This window comes from Collinsella sp. wc0529, assembly GCF_046116875.1.
In the GTDB taxonomy this organism is placed as follows: Bacteria; Actinomycetota; Coriobacteriia; order Coriobacteriales; family Coriobacteriaceae; genus Collinsella.
Window position 1 is genome coordinate 398,552 of record NZ_JBJXBO010000001.1, and the last position, 25,034, is coordinate 423,585.

General features: G+C 61.4%; 17 protein-coding genes. 3 read left to right on the plus strand and 14 right to left on the minus strand.

Features of this window, described 5'->3' with window-relative positions; genetic code table 11:
* Positions 1 to 119 precede the first annotated feature (119 nt).
* The 3 genes from ACKUTP_RS01670 to trhA form a co-directional block, all read right to left on the minus strand.
* On the minus strand, positions 120 to 953 hold the full coding sequence (locus ACKUTP_RS01670) for a cyanophycin synthetase family protein (protein ID WP_409063417.1): 834 nt from the start codon (positions 951 to 953) through the stop codon (positions 120 to 122).
* 24 nt (positions 954 to 977) lie between these two features.
* Positions 978 to 2,351 carry a hemolysin family protein gene (locus ACKUTP_RS01675; RefSeq protein ID WP_055285343.1) on the minus strand — a complete coding sequence of 458 codons (1,374 nt, stop codon included), beginning with the start codon at positions 2,349 to 2,351 and terminating at the stop codon, positions 978 to 980.
* A gap of 110 nt (positions 2,352 to 2,461) precedes the next feature.
* Positions 2,462 to 3,145, minus strand: coding sequence for a PAQR family membrane homeostasis protein TrhA (gene trhA / locus ACKUTP_RS01680; protein WP_409063418.1), 684 nt, complete (start codon positions 3,143 to 3,145; stop codon positions 2,462 to 2,464).
* Between the two features lie 186 nt (positions 3,146 to 3,331).
* Between trhA and ACKUTP_RS01685 the strand changes: the two genes are divergently transcribed.
* Complete coding sequence (locus ACKUTP_RS01685) at positions 3,332 to 4,297, plus strand: alpha/beta hydrolase (protein WP_409063419.1); 966 nt, start codon at positions 3,332 to 3,334, stop codon at positions 4,295 to 4,297.
* A gap of 164 nt (positions 4,298 to 4,461) precedes the next feature.
* Here ACKUTP_RS01685 and ACKUTP_RS01690 read toward each other — a convergent pair whose 3' ends face one another.
* From ACKUTP_RS01690 to ACKUTP_RS01715, 6 genes are all read right to left on the minus strand, one after another.
* Positions 4,462 to 5,667, minus strand: a complete 1,206-nt coding sequence (locus tag ACKUTP_RS01690; RefSeq protein ID WP_055252574.1) for a DUF362 domain-containing protein — start codon at positions 5,665 to 5,667, stop codon at positions 4,462 to 4,464.
* A 261-nt stretch (positions 5,668 to 5,928) separates the two neighbouring features.
* Positions 5,929 to 8,595 carry an ABC transporter permease gene (locus ACKUTP_RS01695; RefSeq protein ID WP_409063420.1) on the minus strand — a complete coding sequence of 889 codons (2,667 nt, stop codon included), beginning with the start codon at positions 8,593 to 8,595 and terminating at the stop codon, positions 5,929 to 5,931.
* Positions 8,596 to 8,603: 8 nt separating this feature from the next.
* On the minus strand, positions 8,604 to 9,317 hold the full coding sequence (locus ACKUTP_RS01700) for an ABC transporter ATP-binding protein (RefSeq protein WP_035137112.1): 714 nt from the start codon (positions 9,315 to 9,317) through the stop codon (positions 8,604 to 8,606).
* Between the two features lie 93 nt (positions 9,318 to 9,410).
* Positions 9,411 to 10,616, minus strand: a complete 1,206-nt coding sequence (locus ACKUTP_RS01705; RefSeq protein WP_409063421.1) for an ABC transporter permease — start codon at positions 10,614 to 10,616, stop codon at positions 9,411 to 9,413.
* Entirely contained in the window at positions 10,603 to 11,790 is a 1,188-nt protein-coding gene (locus ACKUTP_RS01710) for an ABC transporter permease (protein WP_409063422.1), read from the minus strand. The genes ACKUTP_RS01705 and ACKUTP_RS01710 overlap by 14 nt, the downstream gene beginning before the upstream one ends.
* Before the next feature lie 9 nt (positions 11,791 to 11,799).
* Entirely contained in the window at positions 11,800 to 12,738 is a 939-nt protein-coding gene (locus tag ACKUTP_RS01715) for an ABC transporter ATP-binding protein (protein ID WP_343006436.1), read from the minus strand.
* A gap of 197 nt (positions 12,739 to 12,935) precedes the next feature.
* Between ACKUTP_RS01715 and ACKUTP_RS01720 the strand changes: the two genes are divergently transcribed.
* Together ACKUTP_RS01720 and ACKUTP_RS01725 are read left to right on the plus strand one after the other, a co-directional pair.
* A complete protein-coding gene (locus ACKUTP_RS01720) occupies positions 12,936 to 14,081 on the plus strand; it encodes a sensor histidine kinase (protein WP_409063423.1) in 1,146 nt (381 codons plus the stop codon).
* On the plus strand, positions 14,078 to 14,707 hold the full coding sequence (locus ACKUTP_RS01725; RefSeq protein WP_148332880.1) for a response regulator transcription factor: 630 nt from the start codon (positions 14,078 to 14,080) through the stop codon (positions 14,705 to 14,707). The genes ACKUTP_RS01720 and ACKUTP_RS01725 overlap by 4 nt, the downstream gene beginning before the upstream one ends.
* 573 nt (positions 14,708 to 15,280) lie before the next feature.
* On the opposite strand, the gene ACKUTP_RS01730 is transcribed toward ACKUTP_RS01725, so the two are convergent.
* The 5 genes from ACKUTP_RS01730 to ACKUTP_RS01750 all read right to left on the minus strand — a co-directional run bounded on the left by ACKUTP_RS01730 (position 15,281) and on the right by ACKUTP_RS01750 (position 25,026).
* The gene (locus ACKUTP_RS01730) at positions 15,281 to 21,568 is read right to left on the minus strand and encodes a Spy0128 family protein (protein ID WP_409063424.1); all 6,288 of its coding nucleotides are present in this window, start codon (positions 21,566 to 21,568) and stop codon (positions 15,281 to 15,283) included.
* Positions 21,569 to 22,276: 708 nt separating this feature from the next.
* The gene (locus ACKUTP_RS01735) at positions 22,277 to 22,618 is read right to left on the minus strand and encodes a 4Fe-4S dicluster domain-containing protein (RefSeq protein WP_117648239.1); all 342 of its coding nucleotides are present in this window, start codon (positions 22,616 to 22,618) and stop codon (positions 22,277 to 22,279) included.
* Positions 22,619 to 22,625: 7 nt separating this feature from the next.
* A complete protein-coding gene (locus tag ACKUTP_RS01740; protein WP_195621575.1) occupies positions 22,626 to 23,714 on the minus strand; it encodes a nickel-dependent hydrogenase large subunit in 1,089 nt (362 codons plus the stop codon).
* 5 nt (positions 23,715 to 23,719) lie between these two features.
* Entirely contained in the window at positions 23,720 to 24,436 is a 717-nt protein-coding gene (locus tag ACKUTP_RS01745; protein ID WP_161115236.1) for an NADH-quinone oxidoreductase subunit C, read from the minus strand.
* The gene (locus ACKUTP_RS01750) at positions 24,436 to 25,026 is read right to left on the minus strand and encodes an NADH-quinone oxidoreductase subunit B family protein (protein ID WP_195621579.1); all 591 of its coding nucleotides are present in this window, start codon (positions 25,024 to 25,026) and stop codon (positions 24,436 to 24,438) included. Before ACKUTP_RS01750 ends, ACKUTP_RS01745 begins: the two co-directional genes overlap by 1 nt.
* Positions 25,027 to 25,034: the final 8 nt, after the last annotated feature.

The following is a 25,034-nucleotide window of genomic DNA, read 5'->3' on the forward strand; positions in this document are numbered from 1 at the left end:
GGGCACGTCGGTGCCCACCGTTTGAATGTTGTCCATTATACCCGCAGCGCATCACTTGCCGCTCCGCTCATCTACGTACGGCAAAGGCGCAGGTACGTGATGGTGATAAACGCGTAGGCCTACTCCTGGGGCATAGCCGGCATGGCCGCCGTGGCACCCGGGTCCTCGCCGGCGCCGTCCACGAGCGGCAGGCTGCCCTCATGCGCAGGTCCTGCCGGAACCGTCGCCGCACCGCCAAAGACGGCAGCGGAAGCCTCGTGGTTCTCGGCAACCGCGCCCTCGGTATCAATCGCCACCTGGGGCTCGTCGTCAAAGTTGGGGACACCCTGGGGCTCGGTGGGAACAGGCTCGGCGGTCGCATCGGCAACGGACTCGGCGTCGGCCGGCACATCGCCCTCGTCAGCGCCCTCGTCCTCGACAGCATCTTCGCCGTTCGCAGCGGCGACGGCCTCGTGAGGATCCTTGCCCTCGGCCTCGGCGCGCATGCCCAGTACCAGGTTGCGCAGGCCCGCGACCGTGCCTTCCACGTCAGGGGCAGGCTGGTCGGCGTGCAGGTACGCCCAGTCCATCATAAAGGTGGCCGAAGACAGCGCACCGATGGCCAGCGCGTCGTCGGGGCACGAAAGCTCAACCTCAAAGACGCGCTCGTCGTGCTCGCTTACGCGCGTGCGGCCGCACGAGATGCTACCGGCAAGACCGGTCTCGTTCATGAGCTCGACCGTCACATGCTCCAGCAGATGGCAAAGCTCGGTCTGGCCCATGCAGTCCTGGAACTCGCGGCCAGAATCGCCCAGGCACAGGTGCTTGGCAATCGCCGGCACCAGGTAATACACGCGCGCCGTAGCCTCGATATCCTCCGAGGTCATGAGCGGCATGCCGGGGTTCACCAGCACGTGCGCGCAGATCTTGTCCTCGCTGACGGTGACCTTAAGGATGTTGAACAGGCCTGCCATAACTCTCCCCTACTCTTCCTTGTCCTACTCGTCGCCGTCGTGCGGATTCGCGGAACCCGCACCCGACGTCGTCGGCTCGTCTACCGAAGACTCGGAATCCTTCTTATCGGTTTCGGCCGGAGCGATCACGCGAATGAGCGAAATGCGCTGGCCACGCATCGACTGCACTTTAAACTTGTACCCCGCGACCTCAAACACCTCTCCGATGTCGGGCACCGAGTCACAAAGCTCCAAGATCCAGCCGGCGATGGTCTCATAATCATCGCTTTCCTCGAGCGGCCAACCAAGCTCAATCGCGTCATCGCACGAAAAACGCCCATCAACGAGCCACTCGCGGCGCGAAAGGCGCGTGAGATACTTGTTGTCGGGGTCGAACTCGTCCTCGATCTCGCCCACAATCTCCTCGACGATGTCCTCGATGGTGATGATGCCGGCCGTGCCGCCGTACTCGTCTACGACCACCACGATCTGGTCGTGAGAGGTCTGCATCTCGGACAGCAGCGGTAGGATGTCCTTGGTGTCGGGCACAAAGGTGGCGTCGCGCAAAAAGCCGGCGATGGGCTGGTCGCCCTTGCCGTCGAGCGCGGGCTGAATCAGGTCCTTGATGTGCGCAATGCCGGCGACGTTGTCGGGATCCTCGTGATAGACGGGGATGCGGCTGAAGCCGGTCTGGCGCATGGTGGACAACACGTCGGCGACCGTCTCGTCGTCCTCGCACATGGTGGTGTCCACGCGCGGCACCATGACCTCGCGGGCAACGGTGTCGCCTAGGTCGAAGATCTCGTGGATCATGCGCTTTTCCTCGTCGAGCAGGTCGTCCTGCTCCGAGACCATGTACTTGATCTCTTCTTCCGAGACGTTTTGGCGGTCGTCGGCGCTCTTGATGCGCAGGATGCGGGCCAGGCCATCGGAGCAGGCACCGGTCAGCCACACGAGCGGACGGGCGATCTTTTGGAAAAACGACAACGGTCCCACGACCTGCTTGGACACGCCCTCGGCATTGGCCAGGCCGATGCGCTTGGGGACGAGCTCGCCGATCACGATGGACACGAAGGCGACCGCGACGGTGATGATGACCGGCGCCAGGCCGCGCGCGATGGCGGAGAGCGGCGCGATGCCAAAGCTCATGAGCCACGTGGCGAGCGGGTCGGACAGACTCGTCGAGGCGACGGCGGACGAGGCGAAGCCCACGAGCGTAATGGCAACCTGGATGGTGGCGAGCAGCTGGTCGGAGTCGGCAGCCAGCTTAATGGCACGCTCGGCGCGCTTGTCGCCTTCCTCGGCCTCGTGCTCCAACACGGCGCGCTTGGCCGTGGTGAGCGCCATCTCGGACATAGAGAAGTAGCCGTTGATGAGGGTCAAAACGAGGGTGGTGATAAGGGAGATGGTTATGTCCATCGGGAGTTTCTCGAACCTCCAAGATTCGGGACGTCAGGTTAAAACGTTGATGGCGGATACGGCAATTGCACCGGCGCCCAAACGAGAACGCGGGCGCGCAGGCGTGGTCGCTAGATTACGAAGAGGATCACCGCCATGAACTGGAAGATGCTGCCGGCGAGCACCCACAGGTGAAACACGCTGTGCAGATAGCGCACGTTTTTGGCGATATAGAACGGCACGCCCGCGGTGTAGCACACGCCGCCGACGGCGAGCAGGGCAAGCGCCACGGGGTTGAGCAGCGCCACAAGTTCGGGCAGCTTAAAGACAACGAGCCAGCCCATCAGCAGGTAGACCAGGCCGCTTACCCAGTGCGGTTGACGCTCGCGCATAAAGCACTCGAGAGCGATGCCGATAATGGCGATGGCCCATACGGCAAAGAACAGCGCAGGGCCGCCGTCGTTTGCGAGCGTGATAAGGCAAAACGGCGTATAGCTGCCCGCAATGAGCAGGTAGATGCAGCTGTGGTCGATGATGCGAAACACGCGCTTGGCGCGCGCGGGCTGAATCGCGTGGTAGAGCGTGGAGGCTAGGTATTCGAGGATAATGCTGACGCCATAGACAATCGCCGCGGCCATGTGGGCCGGGCCTCCGCCGCGCAGGGCGGCGAATACGATCAGGAGCACCAGGCCCGCGATACCCAGCAGGCAGCCGACACCATGGGTGACGGAGTTCATGATCTCCTCGCCCACTGTGTAGTGTGGAACGACCGCGGTCTTGGGTCGCGGCTTAGAACTGTCGCTCGAATCGGACATGCCGGTTACATCCTCCAACGTAAAGAGTTCTCAACACTATATCAAAGCGTCTAGGTACGTGCGAAATTTGCACCATACGTGACCCTTTGTTTACCCATTCTTTGCCTGTTGACGCATCAACGGCGAACGTCCATAATGCGCTTGCATTAAATGTTGATGTATTAACATCTTATAGGAAAGCTTCTTATGTCTCAAAACGCACGTTCCCATCGAAAGCTCAAGATAGCCGGCATCGTTGCACTGGTGGTTGTCGTTGCGCTGCTCGGATTTGCCGGCAACTTTCTGTTTGACTTTGCCCTGAATCCCCAAGCGCCCTACACCATGAAGATGATGCAGGATAGCAAGAACGACAAAGAAGGCGAGCAGCCGGATGCCGAGGAAACCGAGGCGCGGGCGTGGTTTAAAGAGAATCGCGAGAGCAGCAGCCTCACCGCAGATGACGGAACCGAACTTGCCGCTTGGTATTTTGCCGCCTCGGAGAACACCCACGATTACGCCGTCTGCCTGCATGGATATACCAACGAGCCCATCGGCATGGCCCGATACGCCAAGCGCTTCCACAACCGCGGCATGAACGTGCTTGCGCCTGCCGCCCGCGCCCACGAGCGCTCCGGCGGCGACTATATCGGCATGGGCTGGCCCGAGCGCCTCGATATCGTCGCATGGATCGAGCAAATCGTTCAGGCTGACCCCGAGGCGCGCATCCTGGTCTTTGGCGAGTCGATGGGTGCAGCAACCGCTATGAACGTGGCGGGAGAATCTCTGCCCGCAAACGTGAAATGTATTATCGAGGACTGTGGTTATACGAGTGTTTGGGACGAGTTTTCTCTGCAGCTCAAGGACGTGTTCGGCCTGCCCAGCTTTCCCTTGCTCGATGTAGCAAACTTGGTGTGCAACGTGCGCGCGGGCTACGACTTTCATAAGGCGAGCAGTGTGGAGCAACTCAAACACGCGACGGTTCCCATGCTGTTTATCCACGGCGACCAGGACACCTTTGTGCCGTACGACATGCTCGACCAAAACTACGACGCGTGCGCCAGCAAAGTCAAGCAAAAGCTCACCATCCATGGCGCCGCCCACGCCAAGAGCGCGCAAGTTGACCCCGAGCTCTACTGGAACACAGTCAACAACTTCCTCGACGAGTATTTTTAGGCAAAAAGCAACGTCTGGGGTTTTGTTGCCAAAAATCGGTTTGTGGTCGGCGGTATTCGATTTTTCACCACACTTCTGAAAAGCCGCCCGCGAGCGTTGTGCTCGTGGGCGGCTTTTGCTCAACTTACGCTACAAAGGCGCTTATTTTGTCCAATAGCTAGGTGCTACTTGACCTCGATGAGCTCGTACTTGCTCGTGCCCAGGCCGATTTTCTCGGCGTGCGCGATGCACACGCGCCAGTCGGTGTCGGGATGCGTGATGCAGAAGGGATCCTTGGCCTGCTCGCCCTCCAGATGCTCGTGGTTGTGCTCCATCTTGGCCGCGCTATCGGTGAGCTCGGTGTTGGGCAGCGGCTCGGATGCCATGACGGCGTCGGCGCAGGCCTGGTCGATGGCGACCGGGTCGAAGCTCGCGAACATGCCGATGTCGTTGACGATAGGCGTATCGTTTTCGGGATGGCAGTCGCAGTTGGGACTGATGTCCATGGCAAGCGAGATGTGGAAGCTCGGGCGGCCGTCGACGACGGCCTTCGTATACTCGGCGATCTTGCAGTTGAGCACGTCGGCCGCGGCCTCATAACCGGGCTTGATGCAGTCCTGGTTGCATGCCGCAATGCAGCGTCCGCAGCCCACGCAGCGATCGTGGTCGATGGCAGCCACGTGCACCGTGCGAGTAGCGCCGCTGGCAAGCTCGCGCTCGCGGGTGCCGTCGAACGAGATAGCGTTGTGCGCGCAGATCTTTTCGCAGGCATGGCAGCCAACGCAGTGCTCGGTCGCGACGTTCGGCTTGCCGGCGGCATGCTGCTCCATCTTGCCGGCACGGCTGCCGCCTCCCATGCCCAGGTTCTTCATGGCGCCGCCAAAACCGGCCTGCTCATGGCCCTTAAAGTGGGTGAGGCTGATCACGATATCGGCATCCATGAGCGCCTGACCGATCTTGGCCTCGTGCACGTACTCGCCGCCCTCGACCGGGACGAGCGCCTCGTCGGTGCCCTTGAGGCCGTCGGCAATGATGATCTGGCAACCCGTAGCATACGGGGTAAAGCCGTTCTGGTAGGCGGTATCGATGTGCTCGAGCGCGTTTTTGCGGCTACCGACATAGAGCGTATTGCAGTCGGTGAGGAAGGGCTTGCCGCCCAGCTCCTTCACGACGTCCGCGACGGCGCGGGCGTAGTTGGGGCGCAAAAAGCTCAGGTTGCCCAGCTCGCCAAAGTGAATCTTGATGGCGACGAACTTGTTCTCAAAGTCGATCTGCTCGATACCGGCGTGACGGATGAGGCGCTTGAGCTTGTCGAGCTGGCTCTCGCGAGCATGCGTGCGCAGGTTGGTGAAGTACACCTTAGCGGGTGCTGCGGGTGCAGTTGCGGTCATAGATCTATCCCCTCGGTCTATATGGCGTTACAGACATAGAGGATGGTACCAGTTAAAGCAGAGGTAAAGTCAAGTACGGCACCTAGTCATTGGGGATGTTCTTAAATGAGTAGTCGCAGGGGACACTCTTTCGCCACCCGGCAGTTGGGGACAGTCCCCAAGTGCCGGCAGCTAGGGACAGTCCTTTCCAGCCGGCCGGCGAGCCGGCAAGTCAGCAAAGACTGTCCCCGATGACTAGTCGTTTAAGACTGTCCCCGATGACTACTCCTGCACCTTGAGAGCTTCGGCCAGGCCCACACGTTTGATGGAACGCATGTGCAGCAACGCCACGACCAGGTAGGTCGCAAAGCCAATGCCGACGCATGCAGCCATAGACCAAGCGGGCACGTAGATCTCGATATTGCCGTTGTAGGCGAGCAGCATCGAGCGGAAGATGGCCGTGAGCGAGCCAATAATGACCGGCAGGCTCAGCACGAGCGACGCCGCCACGCACAGCGTGATCGACCGGATGTACAGATGCGAGATCTCGCTATCGCGATAGCCAAAGACTTTCATGTAGCTGATCGAACGGGCGCTGTGGTCGATCACAGCCTTAGTCAGCAGGTACATAAACAGCAGGAAGATAAACACCGCGAGCCCAACCATCATGCCGATCATTTTGCTCATCATGCCTATAAACTGGTCGCCCACGGCGCGCATGTCGTCGGGCGTGGTGTCGCCGGCAAAGTAGCGCGCATCGAGGTCGAGCTTCTCGTCGCTCACATAGCCGTTAAAGTAGGCGGCGTCGTTGTCGAACAGCTCGTTAAAGTCGTCGATGCTCATGTAGATATTCATGTCCGACTTGGAGCCCCAGGCACAGTCCTTGCCCGCATACTCAAGGGAATAATGCTCGCCCTCGTACTTGTCGCTGAGTGTGACCTTCTGGCCCTCGCTCCAGCCAAACTTATCGAGCAGACCGCCGCCAAAGACGACGCGTCCGTCGCCGACGTTGAGGTCTTTCCAGTAGCGCGAATCGGGCAAGATGCCGTAGACGGAAATCGTCTCCTCGCCATTACCATCGCCGCGGTCGTATTGCAGCTGGTAGACGGCATATTTCTCGGCCTGTGCGATTGCACCCACGCCGTTGTCGGTCGTGTTAACCGGGTGGATATCGTCGTTGTCAGTGTCGACCTTAGAGGCCTTGTCAATCAGGTCGATAGCCTCGTCGCGGTTGCAGCCGAGGGCATCGGCAAGGTCATCGAGGCACGCATAAAGCGCATCCTTCTTGTCCTGAACCTTGGCAAGCGCGTTCTGCGCTGCGGTCAGGCTCTCGGCAGACGGAAACGCGGTCGCGGCATCGGCTGCCGTCTGCGCCGCATCGGCCGCGTCGTCAAGCTCGTCATCGGCATCTTGGGCGGCGGAAAGCAGCGCGCCGTCAACCGACTGCAAGCGCTCGAGTGCTGACCACTGCTCGCGCTCCTCGGCAGTGCCCTCGAGCTCCAGCGGCGCCTTGAGCGTGTACTGGTGCTCGGCGACCAGGCTTGTCTCGAGGTTGTCCGCGTAGTGCGTCATCGTGGGCAGAATCGCCAGGCCAAAGAGCAGCAGCAGCGAGGCAAACGCAATGCCCACAAAGAGCGTGACAAAGTTGCCCAGGTTGCGCAGAAAGATACGCAGGCGGAAGCGGGAAACAAAACCCATGCGCTCCGGCAGTTGCATACCGCGCTTGGTGCCCGATTTGCCGCTCGCCTCGTGACGAAGGAACTGCAACGGCGTCTTGCCCATTTTGCGAAACAGGCCCACCAGCGTGATGAGGATGAGCGCGGCGGCGGGAACCACGGCGCACTTCACAAAGATCTCCCAGCTCCAGTACACCTGGAAGGGCGGCAGGCTGTACGAACCGTAATAGAGGCTGCGCATGGGCTCGGTAAAGAACACAACGCCGAGCGCAGTGCCCAAAAGCGCCGCGACCACGCCCACGATGGCGGGAAGTGCCAGGTAGTGCAGCACGATCTCGCGACGGCGATAACCGCTGGCGAGCAGCGTGCCGATGATGGCGCTCTCCTCCTCGATGGTGGCGTCGGTAAGGACCACAAAGACGAACGCCATGATCACGATGATGATGTCGAGCAGCGTCATCCACATCATGGAGTCGCCGTCCACGTCATCGCGCGCATAGCCAATGCCCTGATTGGAATCGGCGTCGGTCAGATCGTCCACGCGCGCATCGGCGTCGGTCAGTGCCTCGACCATATCTTGCTCGGCGTCGATGCGGTCCGCGGTGGGGAGGTCGCGATCGGTAAAGGTGAAGGAGTAGGTGTAGGCGGGTGCGCCGCCGGCATCTTCGAGCGCGGCAAAGCCGCCATCGGTGACCTCGGCCACGCCGTACGTGATGGTGTTCACCGTAAAGTCCGAATTGTTGAGGAACAGCGCCTGACTATCGGGCTGGGTCATGATGCCGCAAATGGTGTAGGTGCGACCCTCGAGCTCGACTTTATCGCCCACGGACAGGTTGTTATTGGTGGCAAAGACACGGTCGATGGCCACCTCGTCATCCGCCTTGGGTTCCCTACCCTCACAGTAGGACGCAATGTCCACCTTAGCGCGGTGCGCATAGGTGCGCAGCGTGCGCTTGGTGCCGTCGTCGCCGGCGGTCTTTTTGATGATGGCGTCGATGGAGAAATTCTTGTAGAGCGTGACGCCGCCGACGTCGTCGGCCGCGTCCTCGGCGGCCTTGAGCTGCTCGTCGGTAGCCTCGAAGGAGGTGGTCACGCGGCCGTCCTCAATCGTGTAGTCGTCGCGCATGTCGTCGATAAGGCAACCGATGGAATGCGCCGCGAGCAAAAAGCCCGAGGTAAGGGCGATGCTTCCGCACATAAGCAAAAAGATGCCCAGGTACTTGCCGATATTGCGGCGCAGCTCGCGCGGGAGACGTTTTGCGAGAGGTGTCATGGCGCCGCCTACCAATCGAGCTCGGCGGCCGCAACGGGCGACTCGTTGAGCTCATCCTCGACGATGCGCCCGTCGCGCAAGCGCAGCACGCGATTGGCCATGCGCGCGATGGCGGCATTGTGGGTGACAATGATGATGGTGCAGCCGTAGGTGCGGTTGACATCCTCCATGAGCTGCAAGATTTCCTTGGACGTCTTATAGTCAAGCGCGCCCGTGGGCTCGTCGCACAGCAGCAGGCCCGGGTTTTTGACGAGCGCACGGCCGATGGCGCAGCGCTGCTGTTGGCCGCCCGAGACCTGGCGCGGGAACTTGTTGCGGTGCTCGTAAAGGCCCAGCGAACGCAGCAGGTTGTCGACATTGAGCGGGTTTTTGGACAGGTGCGCCGTGACCTCGATGTTCTCCTTGATGGTGAGGTCGGGCACCAGGTTGTAGAACTGGAAGACAAAGCCCAGCTCACGGCGGCGATACTCGCCCAGGTCGGCAGGCTTGAGCACCGTGAGGTCGCAGCCGTCCACCATGATGGAGCCGCCGTCGGCATCCTCCAGGCCGCCGATCAGGTTGAGAAAGGTCGACTTGCCCGAGCCCGAGGGTCCCAGCATGACGCAGATCTCGCCGCGATTGATGGACGTGTCGATGCCATCGAGTACCGTCAGGCGCGCATCACCGTCGCCGTAGTGCTTTTTGAGATCCTTGACCTGGACATAGGCTTCCTGCGTTGCCATGGTATCCCCCATTGTTAGCCTCGTACTACTTTATGAACGTAATAGTAAACCTTGGCGAACTATTTTGGGGCGAGGGCTAGGATTTATTTCAGACTAGGCGCGGGATTTGGCGCGTGCGAGAGCCAGGCCTACGGCGGCAATGGCGGCGGCGAAGAGCACGGTGACGCCCAGGTCGCAGGCGATGTCGCCCAACACGGCAGACGTCAGGTCCGAAGCAAGCGCCTTGCCGATCGCGTCGTTCACCCAATACGTCGGCACAAAGTGCGCCACCGTCTGCACGGCCGAGCCCATGAGCGACAGCGGCATCCAAGCGCCGCCCAAAAACGTCATGAGCATGCCGAGCAGGTTGCCCACACCGTTGAGCAGCTCCTCACGCGCACCCAGGCTCGAAAGGGCAAAGCCAACGGCCAGAGGCGTGCACGCCAGGGCAAACGTCGCCGCCAGCGCCAGGCACACACGACCCACGCCGACCTCGGCAACCGCGCCGGCAAAGCCCACGACGCCCATCATGCTCGACACAAACCAGATGCAGACGGTGAGCACTGCGGCAGCCGCGAACACGGCAAGCGAGCGCTGGCGCTCGGAGACCGGGCCGGCATCCATACGACGCACGCGCTCGGGCTCGTTCATGCCCGAGAACACCAACCCCACCGATACGATGACCGACGAGATAATCGCGTACGCGCCAAAGTTGAAATACGACTCGAGCGTGGCGGCAGCCGTCGAGTCGACCTTGACCTGCTCGATCTGGACCTCCGCGCGCTTTGCAGCGGCATGCTCGGCGGCCTTGGCAACGTCGCCGTTAGAAGCAGCGGGCTCAAGCGCCGCCGCAGCGCCCGCGAGCGAGATCCAGCGCGAGGCCTCGGCAGACGAAAGCGCCGCCGCCATGGTGCCGGAACCGTAGGTCACGTCGAGCTTGGGCAGGGCCTCCCCCGCGCGGGCAGCCGCAACGAGGTCGTCCTCAAACTCCTCCGGGATAAAGAACACGCAGTCGGCGCTGCCCTTGGCGCTGTTGCTCTTGGAGAGCGCGTCCGCAAGGTCGTACGTATCGTCGCCGATGCCCGTGACCAGCTCAAAACGCGAACCCAGATGCTTGGTAAGCGCACGCGAAAGGTCGCTGTCGTCGCAGTCGACCACGATCACGTTGGCATCGTAGGGCTTGTACTCGGTGAGCTGCGACGAGTTCCAGCTCACCGATGCCGCGATGAATACGCCCATGAGCGAGATGAACACCGTATAGATGAGCAGGTAGAACGGGTGCGCCAGCGCCATGCGAAGCGCGGTCTTAAAGGTGCTCATAGCGACTCCTTCCAAAGATCAGCGTAGCGGCGGCGACAAACACCAGGGCCATCAGGACGAGCACGCCCGCGCGAACAGCGAAGGGCCCCAGGTCCTCAAAGAAATACAGGCGATTGAACATGTCGCAGATGAGCTTGACGGGGTTGAACCAGCACTCGGCCGGGCAGGCGCGGGCGACGTCGTCGGCAAGCGCCATCGCCGGCTCGCCGTAGAGGCCGGCGAACAGGGCGCACGTGGTAGCAAAGCCCGTGAGGATGCCGGACTTGGACGCCTTGCCGCCCTTAACGGGAAGTGTGCCCACAAAGAGTCCCAGGCCCGTGGCGGCAAGCGCGGAAGCGGCGCCGCCCACCAGACACAGCCCCTCGCGCCCGCCAAAGTCGACGCCCACGACCAGGCGCACGTAGCCGATTGCGATCGCCATCGAGGCGAAGGAAACCAGCCACGAGCCGACAAAGATGCCGGCCAGCGACGCCGTCTTGGAAAGGCTGCCCACGCAGCGACGCGCGCCAAGGCCCGACAGATTGGGCTGCAGATCGACGACGCTCAAGGCGGCAAACTCGGCAGACATCATCGCGACCAGGCCAAAGAGCGCGTAATAGTAGATGACCGTGCCATCGGGTGTGGTGCGTGTCAGGCTTACGCGGCGGGTACTGCCCTCGAGCGACAGGGCGCGCGCAACCGCCTCCGGGTCGGCGAGCGCCGCCGGGCTGTCCTGGGCAATCTGGGACATGAGCTCGGCATTTTGTGTATACGAGCTTGCCACCGTCTCCAGAATGCTGCGATCGGTGAGCACCGATGAGGCACGCGAGCTGTCGTAGCTCGATAGCAGTGTGAGCTTGGGTACGCCTGCGTCGTCGACCGTATAGATGCCCGCAACCTCGCCGGCCTTAAGCGCACGGTTCGCATCGGCTGCGTCGTCGCACTCGTGAATCTCGAGCAGCTGATCGTCGCTCTCCTTGGCAAGCGACGTCGCCACGTCCTTAAAGGTCGAGGCGTCCCAGGCCTCGTCCGCTATGACGGCAACCGGCACCGGGTCGATCTTGCCGTCGGAGCTCAGATTCGCAAACATAAACATGAACATCGTGGAGAGCGCGACGGGAAAGATCGCGCCCCAAACCCACGTGCTCGGCCGGCGCAGCAGCGTTTTGACCGTGATGACAATGGTGTTGAACATGGCCGCCCCCTAGTCGCGCAGCTCGCGGCCGGTGATCTCGAGGAACACGTCGTTGAGGGTCGGCGGCTCGCTCCACACGCGGCCGAGCGCCACGTCGGCGGCGCGCAATGTGTCGAGGATGTCGACCAGGTTGTGCGGACTCGCCTCGCAGGTGCAGACGAGTTCGCCGCCGGACAGCTCGACGCTGAGCACGTGCTCGAGGGCGCGCAGCCGCTCGACCGTGGCGGGCTCGACGGCGCCGACCTCGACGGTCACGCGCTCGCCCATCTGGATCATGCGCTTGAGCTCGTCGTTGGTGCCCTGCGCCAGCACGCGGCCGCCGTCCATGATCATGATGCGGCTGCAGATCTGCTCGACTTCCTCCATGTAATGGCTGGTATACACCACCGTGGCGCCCTCGTCGCGCAGGCGGCAGATGCCCTCCAGGATGGCGTTGCGGCTCTGCGGGTCGACCGCCACCGTGGGCTCGTCAAAGAAGATGAGCTCGGGCTTGTGCGCGATGCCGCAGGCGATGTTGAGGCGACGCGCCAGGCCGCCCGAGAGCTTGCCGGGGCGGAACTTGGTAAAGTCGCCCAGCCCGACAAAGTCGATCGCCTCGTCCACGAGCGCGCGACGGCGCTTGCGGTCGTTGATGTACAGGCTGCAGAAATAGTCGATGTTCTCGCGCACCGTGAGCTCGTCGAATACCGCCACCTGCTGCGGCACCACGCCGATGCGGCGCTTGAGGTCGTAGCGGGCGGGCGTCATGGGCTCGCCGAACAGCTCGATGGTGCCCTTGTCGTAGGCGAGCAGCTGCAGAATGCAGTTGATGGACGTGGTCTTGCCCGAGCCGTTGGGTCCGAGCAGGCCAAAGATCTCGCCGGGGGCGATGCTCAGGTTAAAGTGGTCGAGCGCGATAAGGTCGTCGTAGCGCTTGACGAGGTTTTCGACGTGGACGATGTCTGTCATGAGGCGGCCCTTCCGTTGATTGCGGCCCGGTACGATTGCATCATCGCAGGAGCGAGCGGCGCGCACCAGTGAGCTTTGTCACGAGTGCGGAGCTTGGCCGTGCGGCCTGCCGACGTCCCCGCTTTGCCGCGTGGGAGGAATGTCACGGTTGCGTAGGCGGTCCCTCCACCACGCGCGGCTTCGCGTACAATACCCGTATGAACAGGCTTTTCGACAAATCGATCGTGCTGGCGTGCTGCATTGCGGCCGCCATGGGTCTTGCCGTGGACGCTCGCTTGGTCACGGCGTTTTGCCTTGGCGTTATCGCCACCTCGCTGGCCGAGGTCGTACAGGGAAACCGCGCCCGCCGTGTGAGCGAGGCCGCGAGCTACGCCTGCATCATCGCGGCTGTCTTCGTGCCGCCGTTTGTGCCGTTTGCGCCTCTCGCCCTCTATGACATCGCGCGACGCGTTCGCCGTGAACGAATCTGGCCCGCGCTGGCGATTGGCGCCGTGTTTGTCTGCGCGCTTGTCGCGGACCTTCGTGGTGGCGTGCTCACCACCCGAACGCTCCTGCTGACCGCCATCCTTTCGGTTGCCGCCACCTTGCTATCGCTACGCACCGCCCAGTTGGAGCGCGAGCAGCGGCGCATGCGCCGCACCCGCGACGAGCTGCAGGAACGAGCCCTCGCGCTCGAGGCGCGCAACCGCGATCTTGCCGATCGCCAGGACTACGAAGTCGAGCTCGCGACGCTCGCCGAACGCGCCCGCATCGCGCGCGAGATCCACGATAACGTCGGGCACCAGCTCACGCGCGCCTCACTGCAGGCCGAAGCCCTACGCGTGGTCCACGCCGACGAGCCTGGCGTCGCCGCCGATTTCGCCGACGTTAAACGCACGGTTGACGAGGCGCTCCAGCTTGTGCGCACCAGCGTCCACGCGCTCAACGACAACGCCGTCGACCTTTCCGTGCAGCTCGAACGCATTGTCGAAGGCACACGCTCGGACGGCGGCCCGCAGATTGAGCTTGAAGTTATGGCCGAACATGCGCCCGCAAACGTCGCCAACTGCTTTGCAGCGGTCCTGCGCGAAGCGCTCTCCAATACCATGCGCCACGCTTGCGCCCAGACCGTCACCGTACGGTGCATGGAGCATCCGTCGTTTTACCAGCTCATTGTTACCGACGATGGCGTGGGTGAGGTCCAAGCAAGCGGCCGCGGCACCGCGGAGGGCATGGGGCTCGCCTCCATGCGCAAGCGCATCGAGGCGCTTGGCGGCACCTTCACCGCCGGCCCACGTGCCGGCGCCGGCGGCTGGCGTGTGTTTGCCACCGTTCCCAAACAGCAAGGAGATGAGGGCCGATGAGGCTCATCGTTGTCGACGACGACCGCTTGGTGGTCGATTCGCTCAAGATCATCTTGGGCGCCCAGCCGCAGATCGAAGTGGTGGGCACCGGTGCCAACGGCAACGATGCGGTGGCGCTCTACGCCGAGCACGCACCCGATATTGCGCTGCTCGACATCCAGATGCCGGGACGCGACGGCCTTTCGGCCGCGCGCGAGATCCTTGAGCACGACCCTGCGGCGCGCGTGGTGTTTCTGACGACGTTCTCAGATGACGAGTACATTGTGTCGGCGCTCAAGCTGGGCGCCCGCGGCTACCTGATCAAGACCGATGTCGCTGCCATTCCGCCGGCGTTGGCGCAGGTCATGGACGGCAAACGCGTGCTCGAGGGCAAGGCGATCGAAGATATCAACTTTGATGGGGCGGACGTCGAGGCCGGCGCGACCCGCCGGCCCGCCGCCTTTGCCGGTCTGACCGACCGCGAGTTCGAAGTCGCCGAGCTCATCGCCCGCGGCCTCGACAACAAGGAGATCGCTGCCACCGCCTATATGGGCGAAGGCACCGTGCGCAACCACATCAGCTCAATCCTAGCCAAAATGGGGCTACGCAACCGCACCCAAATCGCCATCGCCTATCTGCGAGGCTAGCCGCTGGCTGCCGCCAATTTGATGCCATTTCAAAACTATGCCGGTTTACTACGATGAACCGCATATCTCCGACCACGGCAAATTGCGCACTTACAAAACCGCAGGTAGAACACTTGCGATATTTGCAAAAATGCGGGTGTGGTCAGGAATCTCGGATTCATCGTAGTAAACCGGCATAGTTTTGTTCGGGCGGCCCTGCACGAGTGTCTCCGCCAGCCTCGCGGGACCAAAATGAGCCGTTTTCCTCCGTCCCCAATGGATCAGCCGAAACCGCCCGCCACGAAATCGGCCCATCTACTACGTTTGACTCGATACCCCTGACCATACCTTCGTTTTGAACAAAACCGCAGGCGTTCTACCTGCGGTTTTGTTTTTGCGCTTTTCGGCATGGTTGGGGGTAAGGGGCTAAACGTAGTAGATGGGCCGGTTTCGTGGCGCGCCCTCCTCCCCAACGCACAAAAGCGCCACCACGGAGGAGGGAGATGCCTCCGTGGCGGCTGGGGGTAGGAGTAGGTCGGGATTTAGCCCCGCCGGCCGCCCGGGGCCTTCTGGCCCCGGGCGCTGCCAGCGTGCCTAGCGCTTACGGATACCCCAGACCAGGGCTCCGACGCCGGCCATGGCGATGACAAATGTCATAAGCAGAGCGGCGGCCTGCTGGTCACCCGTGGTGGGCAGGAAACCCTTGACCGTCTTGACGATATTCGTCACGGTCTTGGGCGTGCCGGGATCGGGCGTCGGCACGGGCGTCTCGGGCTTCTTGTACGTGTTGTTGAACACGATACCCTCGACGCTCTTGTCGCCCTTGGTAAAGGCGCCGTTCGCCTTGAGGTTGCCCTCGCCGTCATCGACCACGTTGACGGTCACGGTAAAGACGGACTTGTCGTAGGTCATACCGACCTCGTCGCCCTTGACCTCGCTGATGGTGTAGACGTGCGTACCGGGCTCGTCGTACTCAAACTTGTCGAAGCTGATCTTACCGTCGGCATCGTTGGTGACGGTGGACTCGATGCCCTCGCCAACGAGCTTAAAGCTGAACTCGTCCTTCTTGAGCTCGCGTCCCTCGAGCACCTTGATGGCGCCGATGGAGACTTGGGTGGGCATGGCGTGATACTTGTTGGTAAAACCAGCCGACTCGGTGGTTCCCTCGAGCTTGTGCGTCGCGGTCAGTGTGCCGTCACCATTGTCGGAGACGGTGGTCACGACGGTGTAAGTCGTGCCGTCATAGGTGACGCCCTTGTACAGGCCGAGCGCGTTGGGGCAAGCCTCGCGCAGCGTGTACGTGTGCGTGCCGGGTGCCTCGTAGCGAATCGGGCTCAGCGTCACGGTGCCGTTAGCGTCGTTGGTGCCGTTAGCGACAACCACGTCGTCCTCGAGCAGCTCAAACGTGAACTCACCTGCTGCAAGGTCGCGTCCAGTCAGGCGCTTGACTGTCTTGACCTGATCGGTCACGGACGAATCGGTAGGTGCCACGCCGTAGGTGTTGGTAAACGTGAAGGCAGCACCGTCATCGCCTTCGCGCTTGACGCTCAGATGCCCGGCACCGTCGTCAGACACGGTGTAGGAAACCTTGCGCGTGGCGTTGGTGTCATTGGTCACGCCAGGGGCACTACCGGACTCGGTCACCGTGTAAGTAAAGGTGTGCGAGCGCGGAGCGGTGGGGGCTGCGGGCTCGGACTCGTCGCCGGGCTCGTCAACGTTGGCATCAGCGTCGGCGTCGGCCTCTGCCTCGTCAGCGTCGACGTCGTCAGCTTCGTCTGCCTCGGCCTTATCGGTCGCATCGTCCGTCACGCCCAGGGCGCGGTTGAGGTCGTCGAGCGTAAAGTGGATCTTGCCAAAGTCCACGTTGCCGGCCGCGTCGTTGGTTGCGGTCGTGCGCTCGGGCATCGGGGCACCAGCCTCATCGGCGGTCACGGTAAAGGTGAACTTACCCGTGATGTCGGCCGGGGTCAGGCCCTCGGCAACCTGGAGCTTCTTAGTACCGGTGAGCGCGGCATCCACGGCGTCGGCGCCGTAGGCGTTCTCGAACAAGGGCTCGACGCCGCCGTAGTCGACCGTCGCCGTCAGGGTACCGTCACCGTTGTCGACGACGATAACCTTAAAGCCAAAGCTCCACGTTGTAGCGGAAACGCCATTCGGCAGCCCGAATAAATCTTCGTAGGCCGTGTAGTTAATGGTCCAGGCAAGCTTGCCGTCCTTATCGGTACGATAAGCAAGCCCAGCAGCCTCAAGATTAGCAAGCATCTTGGTGTCGTAGTGCAGCGTATCAAAGCTCACGTGCCCGCCGATATTGGGCTTGAGGTTTTCGTATGCCACAAGCTCACCCTGATAGGCGATGCCGAACCAGAACTCGCCGTCGGCCATCGGGCGACCGGTCAGAGTCTTGGTGGCAACGACCTGAGCAGCGGTGCCACCAGGCGTGTTGGTCGTAGCGCTGTAACTGTTGTGGAACGGCACCAGGGCCTTCTCGACCTTGTTCTCGCCACTCTTGTGGAACGTCTCATGCGTGCCCTCGGGACCACCGGAAACGGTCGTCGTAGCAGTGAGCGTACCGGCGGTGTCGTCGACGATGGCGATCGTCACCGTGCGTACGGCGTCATCGTAGGTGTAACCGGGCTGGCCGTCGTTCTTTTCGGCCACGGTGTACTTGAAGGTCTTGCCGGCGTCAGCTTGCGTAAATTTAACCTCATGACCAGCCAGAATGTCGATCAGTCCGACCGTTCCCTCTATCGTTGCGGGGGACTCGAAGTTGTTGGCCCCGGGCAGCAGGCCAAGTGCGCAAGCCGAATCATCGTCGGCGGGCGTCACGGTAAAGGTGAATTGACCCTCGGTCATGGGACGTCCGCAGAGGGTCTTGCTGAGCTTGAGGCCGCCGGCCGCGGCGTAATCGAGCTCAGTGCGGTATGTGTTGGTAAAGCGCCCGTTTTCCTTCTTGGTGACGTTGGCGGTCAGGTTGCCCTCGCCGTCCTCGGTCACGGTCACTTCGGCGGTTGCGACATGCGCGTCATACGTCATGCCGACCGTGCTGCCCGCGTTCTCGCGAATCTCGTACTTATAGGTTCCGGCAGCCGCAAAGTGAATCTTGCCGAACTTGATGGCGGCAATGCCGTCCTCCGCGTCCCCCTTGCTCACGGTTACGGTTGCGGGATCGGGCAGTGGGACGCCCTCGGGAGCGGTGATGGTAAAGCTAAACTCGTCCCCATCCGTCCAGTCGCGGCCGTCAATAGCCTTGCTCAGGCCAAAGTCGAGCTCCGCATCGAGCGGGGTCACGCTGTAGGTGTTCTTGAACTCGGCAGGCTCGGTGCCCTTCAGAACATGTGTGACACTGAGCGTACCGTCGCCATTGTCCGTGATGGTGGTCTCGATGGCGTACTTGGCGTCACTGTAGGTGATGCCCTTGCTGGTGGTTCCGCCGTTGACCTCGCGCAGCGTGTAGGTGTGCTTGCCGGGCTTGTCGTAGGCAATCTTGTCCATGGCAATCGTGCCGTCAGCAGCGTTGATACCCTTGGCGACGACCTTGTCGCCCTCGACCAGCTCAAAGGAGAACTCGCCGGCAGCAAGCTCACGCCCGGTCAGAACCTTGTTCGCGGTAATCTGGTCGGTGACGCTCGTCTCGACAGGCGTCGCGCTGTAGGTATTGGTGAACGTAAATGCCGCGTTGCCGTCCGGCTTGCGGGACGCGCTCAAATTGCCCTTGCCGTCATCGGTCACGGTGAAGGAAACCTCGCGCGACGGCTTGGCGTCGTTGGTCACGCCAGCGACCTCGCCGGACTCGGTCACGGTGTAGGTAAAGGTGTGCTCGCGCTTCTCGGGCTTCTCGCCCAGAGCCTTGTTAAGGTCGTCGAGCGTAAAGGTGATCTTGCCAAAGTCGACCTTGCCCTTGGCATCATTGGTCACGCTCGCGTTCGCGGGCATGGGTGCGCCCTCTTCACCGGTCACGGTAAAGGTGAACTTGCCGTTGATGTCGACCGGCATCAAGCCGTCGGCGACCTGCAGGTTCTTGATGCCCACAAGCGATGCCTCGGTAGCATTCGTGGTGTAGGCGTTCTTGAACTCGATGCTCTTGACGTCCTTGGCGTCCTTCAGCTCGTGCGTGGCAACCAGCTGGCCCTTGCCGTTATCGCTGATGGTCGTCACGATGGTGTAGGTCGTATCGTCATAGGTGATGCCGCCAGCGTCGCCCTTGACCTCGCGCAGCATGTAGATGTGCTGGCCGATCTCGGTGTACTTGATGGCGCTGAACGTCACCTTGCCGTCGGCGCCGTTCGCAACGGTCTCGATAAGCTCAGAGTCCTCGCCCTTAACCTCGCGCAGCTCAAAACTGAACTCACCGGCCGTAAGGTCGCGACCGGTCAGAGACTTGGTCACGTCAATCTTGTCGGTAACGCTGGACTCAACAGGATCCGCAGCGTAGACGTTCTTGAACTCGGTCACTTCGGCTTCACTCCAGGCCACCTTCACAGCGGCGCTGAGCTCACCCTTCTTGTTGGGCGTCACCGTCACGGTGATCTCCGCGACGCTACCGCTGTAGGCAATGCCGTCAATCGTGGTCCCGGCGTGCTTTTCGCTAACCTTGTAGACGTACGTGCCAGGCTCGGTGTATTCAATCGTGCCGAAGTCGATGGCAGCCTTGCCCTTGTCGTCCAGGTCGGCCCCGTGCACGATCGCAGTCGTAGTCGCAGGCATCGGAGCATTGCCCTCGGACGTCAGCCCAAACTCAAACGTGTCCGTATCCGTCCAAGCGCGGCCCTCGAGCACCTTGGTTAGACCAAAGCTGGCCTTGGTGTTCACCATTGCCGGCATCATGTCATACGCAAAGCTGATCTTGCCGTTGTTGCCCAGGTAGGAATTGACATGCGTCGCGGTCGCCTTGGCGGACACGTTATTCCACTTGGGGTTGAGAACGTCGGTCGCGGTGCCGGTGTTGTTGCCGCCCACGCTCTTCTTGGTGGTGTGGAGCTCATCGATAAAGGCCAGGCGCGCGGTTCCCACGCTAAACGACAGGTTTCCGTCCTTGTCGGCAACTATAGCGCCGTCAAACTTGGCAGCGTCGCCACCGATGAACTCGATGACGGCGGCGGTGGGCTTGGCCTCGCCGTTCTTGCCCTGCTCCTCAAACTCATCCTTGTAGTAATAGGTGCCTTTCTCTGCCAGTGAATTCTTTGCGGGCTGTGTGCAGTCCTTGTCCGTGTAAATGGGAGTCTGCTTCTGGAAGTAGTAGTAGCGGTTGGTGTCGGCCGGCTCAAAGGTCGCAACCGTATCGCCCAACGCACCACCGCTCCACTTGTTCGCGTAGAAGCTCACGGTCTTGGTGCCGTTGGCAACAGCCGTATTGCTCTCGATGTAATCCTTGAGCCCCGTTACCTTCTCGGGCGTAAACAGGTTGTCGAGTGCGACCTTCTTCACGCTCGAGGCATACTTCACCTGGATGGGCTTAACGGTATCGACCGAAAGCTTGCCGTCTACGGTCTTAAAGTGACTCAGCGGAATCAACGACGCGGGAATGTTGACCGTTACGATATCGCCCTTCTGGGGATTGTCGTCGCCGGCACGCTGCGCGGTAATGAGCAGGTCTTTTGCCTTGCCATCGAACTCGTACGTATCGGTCTTGGTTTCTTTGTTGACCGTCTTGCTCGGATTGGTAAACGGCGTGCCGTTGATGACGACCTCGGTGAAGCTGTCGACCTGCATAAAGTCGCCCAGCTCGTCGGTAAACGTGATGTAGCCGGACTTGGTCTCGTCGTAGCCCTTATGGATTTCGGTCGGATAAGGCGCCTCCGATGTGATGGCCTGCGAGATGTCGTCGAAAACCTTCTTGAGCTCTTCGGCATTGGTCGCCGACTTGTAGTAGTCGGCGTTTTCCGCGCGTGCACCGTGAGTATCCCATGCCGTGGCATTGGGGTAGTTGCTCGAAACGGCCTGCATGAACTTGTTCTCTTTTTGGCTTTTTCCCGAATCCTGGATACCAGCGCTGGGATCCGCGCCATCAAAGATGCCGATAGTATAAACGGTGGCCTTGCTGTCCTTCATGTTCTTGGCAGCCGCCACGGCAGCGTTAGCAACCGTAGGATCAAACTTGTCAATTTTCGTTGGCGTGCCGTCGGTAAAGAACACAACAATCTTCTTGGCGTCCGCGCGACCAGAAGTGATACCCTCTGCCAGCTGCAGACCATTGTCGGCGCGCGTTGCACCAGCGGGTGTAATCTGGGCAATCCTATGCTTAAGAGCTTTCACGTTGCCGCCGGAGCAATCGGTCAGGTCTTTCATAACCTGTGTGTAATTGTAGGTGTATCCTCCGTCACGATACGTCTCGTTGCCGATATTGTTGGACGTCTTGCCCGCAAACTTAACGATAGCAACCTTATGCTGCCTATCCACGCCCTCGATGCCCTCGTTTTGTTTGGCAATGGCGTCGATGAAGCTGCTGGCAGCGCTCTCCAGCGCATCGATGCGCCTGGTGGGATCTCCACCGCCCATCTCATGATCCATCGAGCCAGAGGCATCCAGCACCATCACGATGTCGAGCGGCGTGGTAACCGTCACGGTTGAATTAGACGTCGAGGACATCGCCGAAAGCGTGGTCAAAAAGTCCGACTCTTCGTTTTCCTCGGTTGCCTTGACCGTCTTGTCGGTCCAAATTCGACCGACGTTTTGGGTCGTTACCTTATTGCCACCGTGGCCTGCCGCCCAGATTTCCCAGCGACCGCTGGTGTCGGGGTCGGCGACCTTTCCGGTCATTATCGGTCCGTCCATTCCTGTGCTGGACCTGGCGTTGGCCTCGGGCAGCATGGCGAATGCTGCGGCTGGCAACACCAGCACTACGGCCAGTATCACCGCCAAGAGACCCCTCGTGTACTTACCCATCGTGTCTCCCTTCTCGCGGTCTCAGACCTTGCATCAGCCTAAAGTTACGAAATGAGACACAATTAGGGCAGGTGACACACGTTCCAGATTTGATTTTGGGCGTGAGACAAATGTCTCACCAAAGTTGAGACACGAGAGTTTTCGCAGGAAAACGGATGCGACTCGGAGCCAACAGGTCAAAATGATCCGTTTTCCTCCGTCCCCGGGGGATCAGTTGGTAACGCTCGCCACGAAATCGGGCCATCTACTACGTTTGACTCGATACCCCCGACCATAGCCGCTTTTCATGAAAAACCGCAAGCGTTCTACCTGCGGTTTTCATTTCGCATTACTTGACGTGGTCGAGGGCTGCCGCCTAAACGTAGTAGATAGGCCCATTTCGTGGCAGACGGGTCACGCGGCAGCCCTCGTGAGGCAAAAATGATCCGTTTCCCTCTGTCCACGGGAGATCAAGGGCTGCTACGGATATGGTGCTATTTCAAAACTATGCCGGATTACGGGGCTAAAGTCGGAGTCCTCATCCATACAGCCTTTTTTTGAAAAACGGCAAGCAGTCTACCTGCGGTTTTGTTTTTGGGATTTTCTGTATGGTCGGAGGTTCGCTATCCAGCCCCGTAATCCGGCATAGTTTTGTTCGCGACGGCACAACCGCGCGTTTAAGCGCGGGGCCGGTGGGGCATTTTTGCCCCACCGGCCCCTATTCCAGCGCTATTCCGGCTTGGTTTCTACTGTGGGAGTCTTGTCCGCTGCGACTGGGGTGCGGGCGGTGTCCATAGTCAGGCAGTGCTTGGGGCAGCTCTCGATGCACTCACCGCACACCACGCAGGCATACGGGTCGATCGACCACGTTCCACCCTTGCGATCGACCGCGAGCGCGCCCGCCGGACAGCGACGCGCGCACATACCGCAGCAAATGCACACGTCCATGTCGTTGACGATATGCCCGCGCAGGCGCTCGGGAGCCGTCAGCTTCTCCTGCGGATAGCACACCGTGACCGGCTGCTTGACCATAGAGCCCAAGGCTGTCTTGGCAAATGTCAGCAAACTCATGCCGCGCCTACCTTTCCGTGCAGCTAATACAGGGGTCGATGGTCAGGATAATCATGGGCACGTTGGCAAGGAGCACGCCCTGCAGCGCATGTGTCAGACCCGCCAGGTTCTGCGACGTCGGCGTGCGCACGCGGAAGCGATCCAGGTTCTTGGTGCCGTTGCCGCGCACATAGTAATACGCCTCGCCACGCGGCTGCTCAATCACAACCTCGCCACGCGCGCCGTCGGCCGGCGTGAGCTTGGTGCGCCCGCCGATGCCGTCGTGCGGGATCTTGCCCACAAGCTCCTCGATGATGTCCATGGCCTGCGTGACCTCGGCACAGCGCACCTGGCAGCGGGCATAGCAATCGCCATCGGTAGCAACGATGGGCTCAAACGCAGCCAGATCCGCATAGGCGCCGTCGCCGAACATGCGCACGTCGTAATCCACGCCCGAGGCGCGACCGAACGGGCCGACCATCGACAGATTCAGCGCATCCTTCTCGCTAATCACGCCCACGCCATGCAGGCGCTCGCCGCAGCTGGCATCGTCCAAAAACGTATGCACCAGAGCCTCGTAGTCGGGGCGCATGGCGTCAAGCGTCTCGACAATGCCCGCCAGCTCGGAGTCCTCGATATCGTGCTTAAGGCCGCCGATCTCATTAATCGACAGAATCACGCGGCCGCCGCAAGTGCTCTCAAAGATCTTGAGAATCTGCTCGCGCAGAGTCCACGAACGATAGAACAGTGCCTCGAAGCCAAAGGCATCGGCGAGCAGGCCCAGCCACAGCAGATGCGAGTGGATGCGCGAAAGCTCGTGCAGAATGGTGCGGATATACTGCACGCGGCCGGGCACCTCGATGTCGAGCATGCGCTCGCAGGCGCTGGCATAGCCATAGCTGTGACCCACGGCGCAAATGCCACAGATGCGCTCAGCGATGTAGCCAAACTGGTGCATATCGCGCTTTTCGGTGAGCTTCTCGAGTCCGCGGTGAACAAAGCCGATCTGCGGAATTGCCTCGATGACGCGGTCGTCCTCGATCACCAGGTCCAGATGAAGCGGCTCGGGCAGCACCGGGTGCTGCGGGCCAAACGGAATAACGGAGCGATGTGCCATGGACCTTACGCCTCCTTTTTCTGCTTGTCGCGGGCGGCCTTAGCGGCAAGCGCCGCGCGGACCTTGGCCGCTTTCTCGGGATCCATGGCGGCGAGCTTTGCCTCCATCTCGGCAGCCTTGAGCGCGGCCTTCGCAGCGGCCTCATCGTGCTGAGCATCGGAGCCGGCAGCCGCAGCGGGCTGAGCAGCGGCGCCCGCGGCGTCGCCGGCGCTCGCAGCACCCTCCCCTGCAGCAGCCGCAGCCGCGGCGGCCTTTTCGGCCGCGGCTTTGCGCGCCTTGGCCTCGGCGGCGGCACGGACCTTCATGGCCTTCTCGCGTGCGGCCTTCACCTCGGGCGTGATAACGCTCATGGGTTCGGCAGTCGAGACCTGGTAGAAAAAGCCCTTAAAGTCGATCTGCATGTCGGTGATGGCAAGCCCAAACAGGTCGTGCGCTTCGTTCTCAAACGGAAATACCGCCGGATAGTACGAGCTGATGGACGGAATCTCCTGATACTGATCAATTCCCTCAACCACCAGGTTCTCGATCGCATAGCTGCCGTCCTGCGCAATATTCTCCTGAGCAGCGCGGACGTTGATAAACGTATAGACCAGGCGATACGATCCGTCGTCCACACAGCGCTCGGCATGCATCTGCACAAAGCGCGCGCCGACGCCCTTGAGCGCCTGGACATGCGACAGAAGCTCGTCGATCCCAACGGTGGCATAGATAGCCTTTTGCATTACTCGGCCTCCTTTGCAGCGACGGGCGCTGCGGGTTTCTCGGCAGGCGCGTCACCGGCACCGTCAGCCCCGGCCCCAGCTGCAGCCACGAACCCGTCCTCGCCCAACTCGACGCCGCCATCCCAGGTAGCAGCGCCGCCCACGGTAAGCGGGTCACCGCCGGCGCGCATCACGGCCTCCTTCTGATCAAGGATGCCGCACGCCTCCACGATGGCATCGATCACGGTCTCGGGACGAATGGCGCACCCGGGCGCATACACGTCCACGGGAATCGCGCGGTCCACGCCGCCGATCACGTTATAGGCATCGCGGAATACGCCGCCCGAACACGCGCAAATGCCGCACGCCACCACGCACTTGGGCTCGAGCATCTGGCTGTAGATCTGGCGCACGACGGGCAGGTTCTGGGCATTGACCGACCCCGTCACCAAAAAGATATCCGCATGCTTGGGGTTGCCGGTGTTGACCACGCCAAAGCGCTCCGCATCGAACAGCGGCGTGAGCGAGGCCAGCACCTCGATATCGCATCCGTTGCAGCTCGAGCCGTCGTAATGAATGACCCACGGCGAGCGCGACATTTTATGATCCATGGATGCCG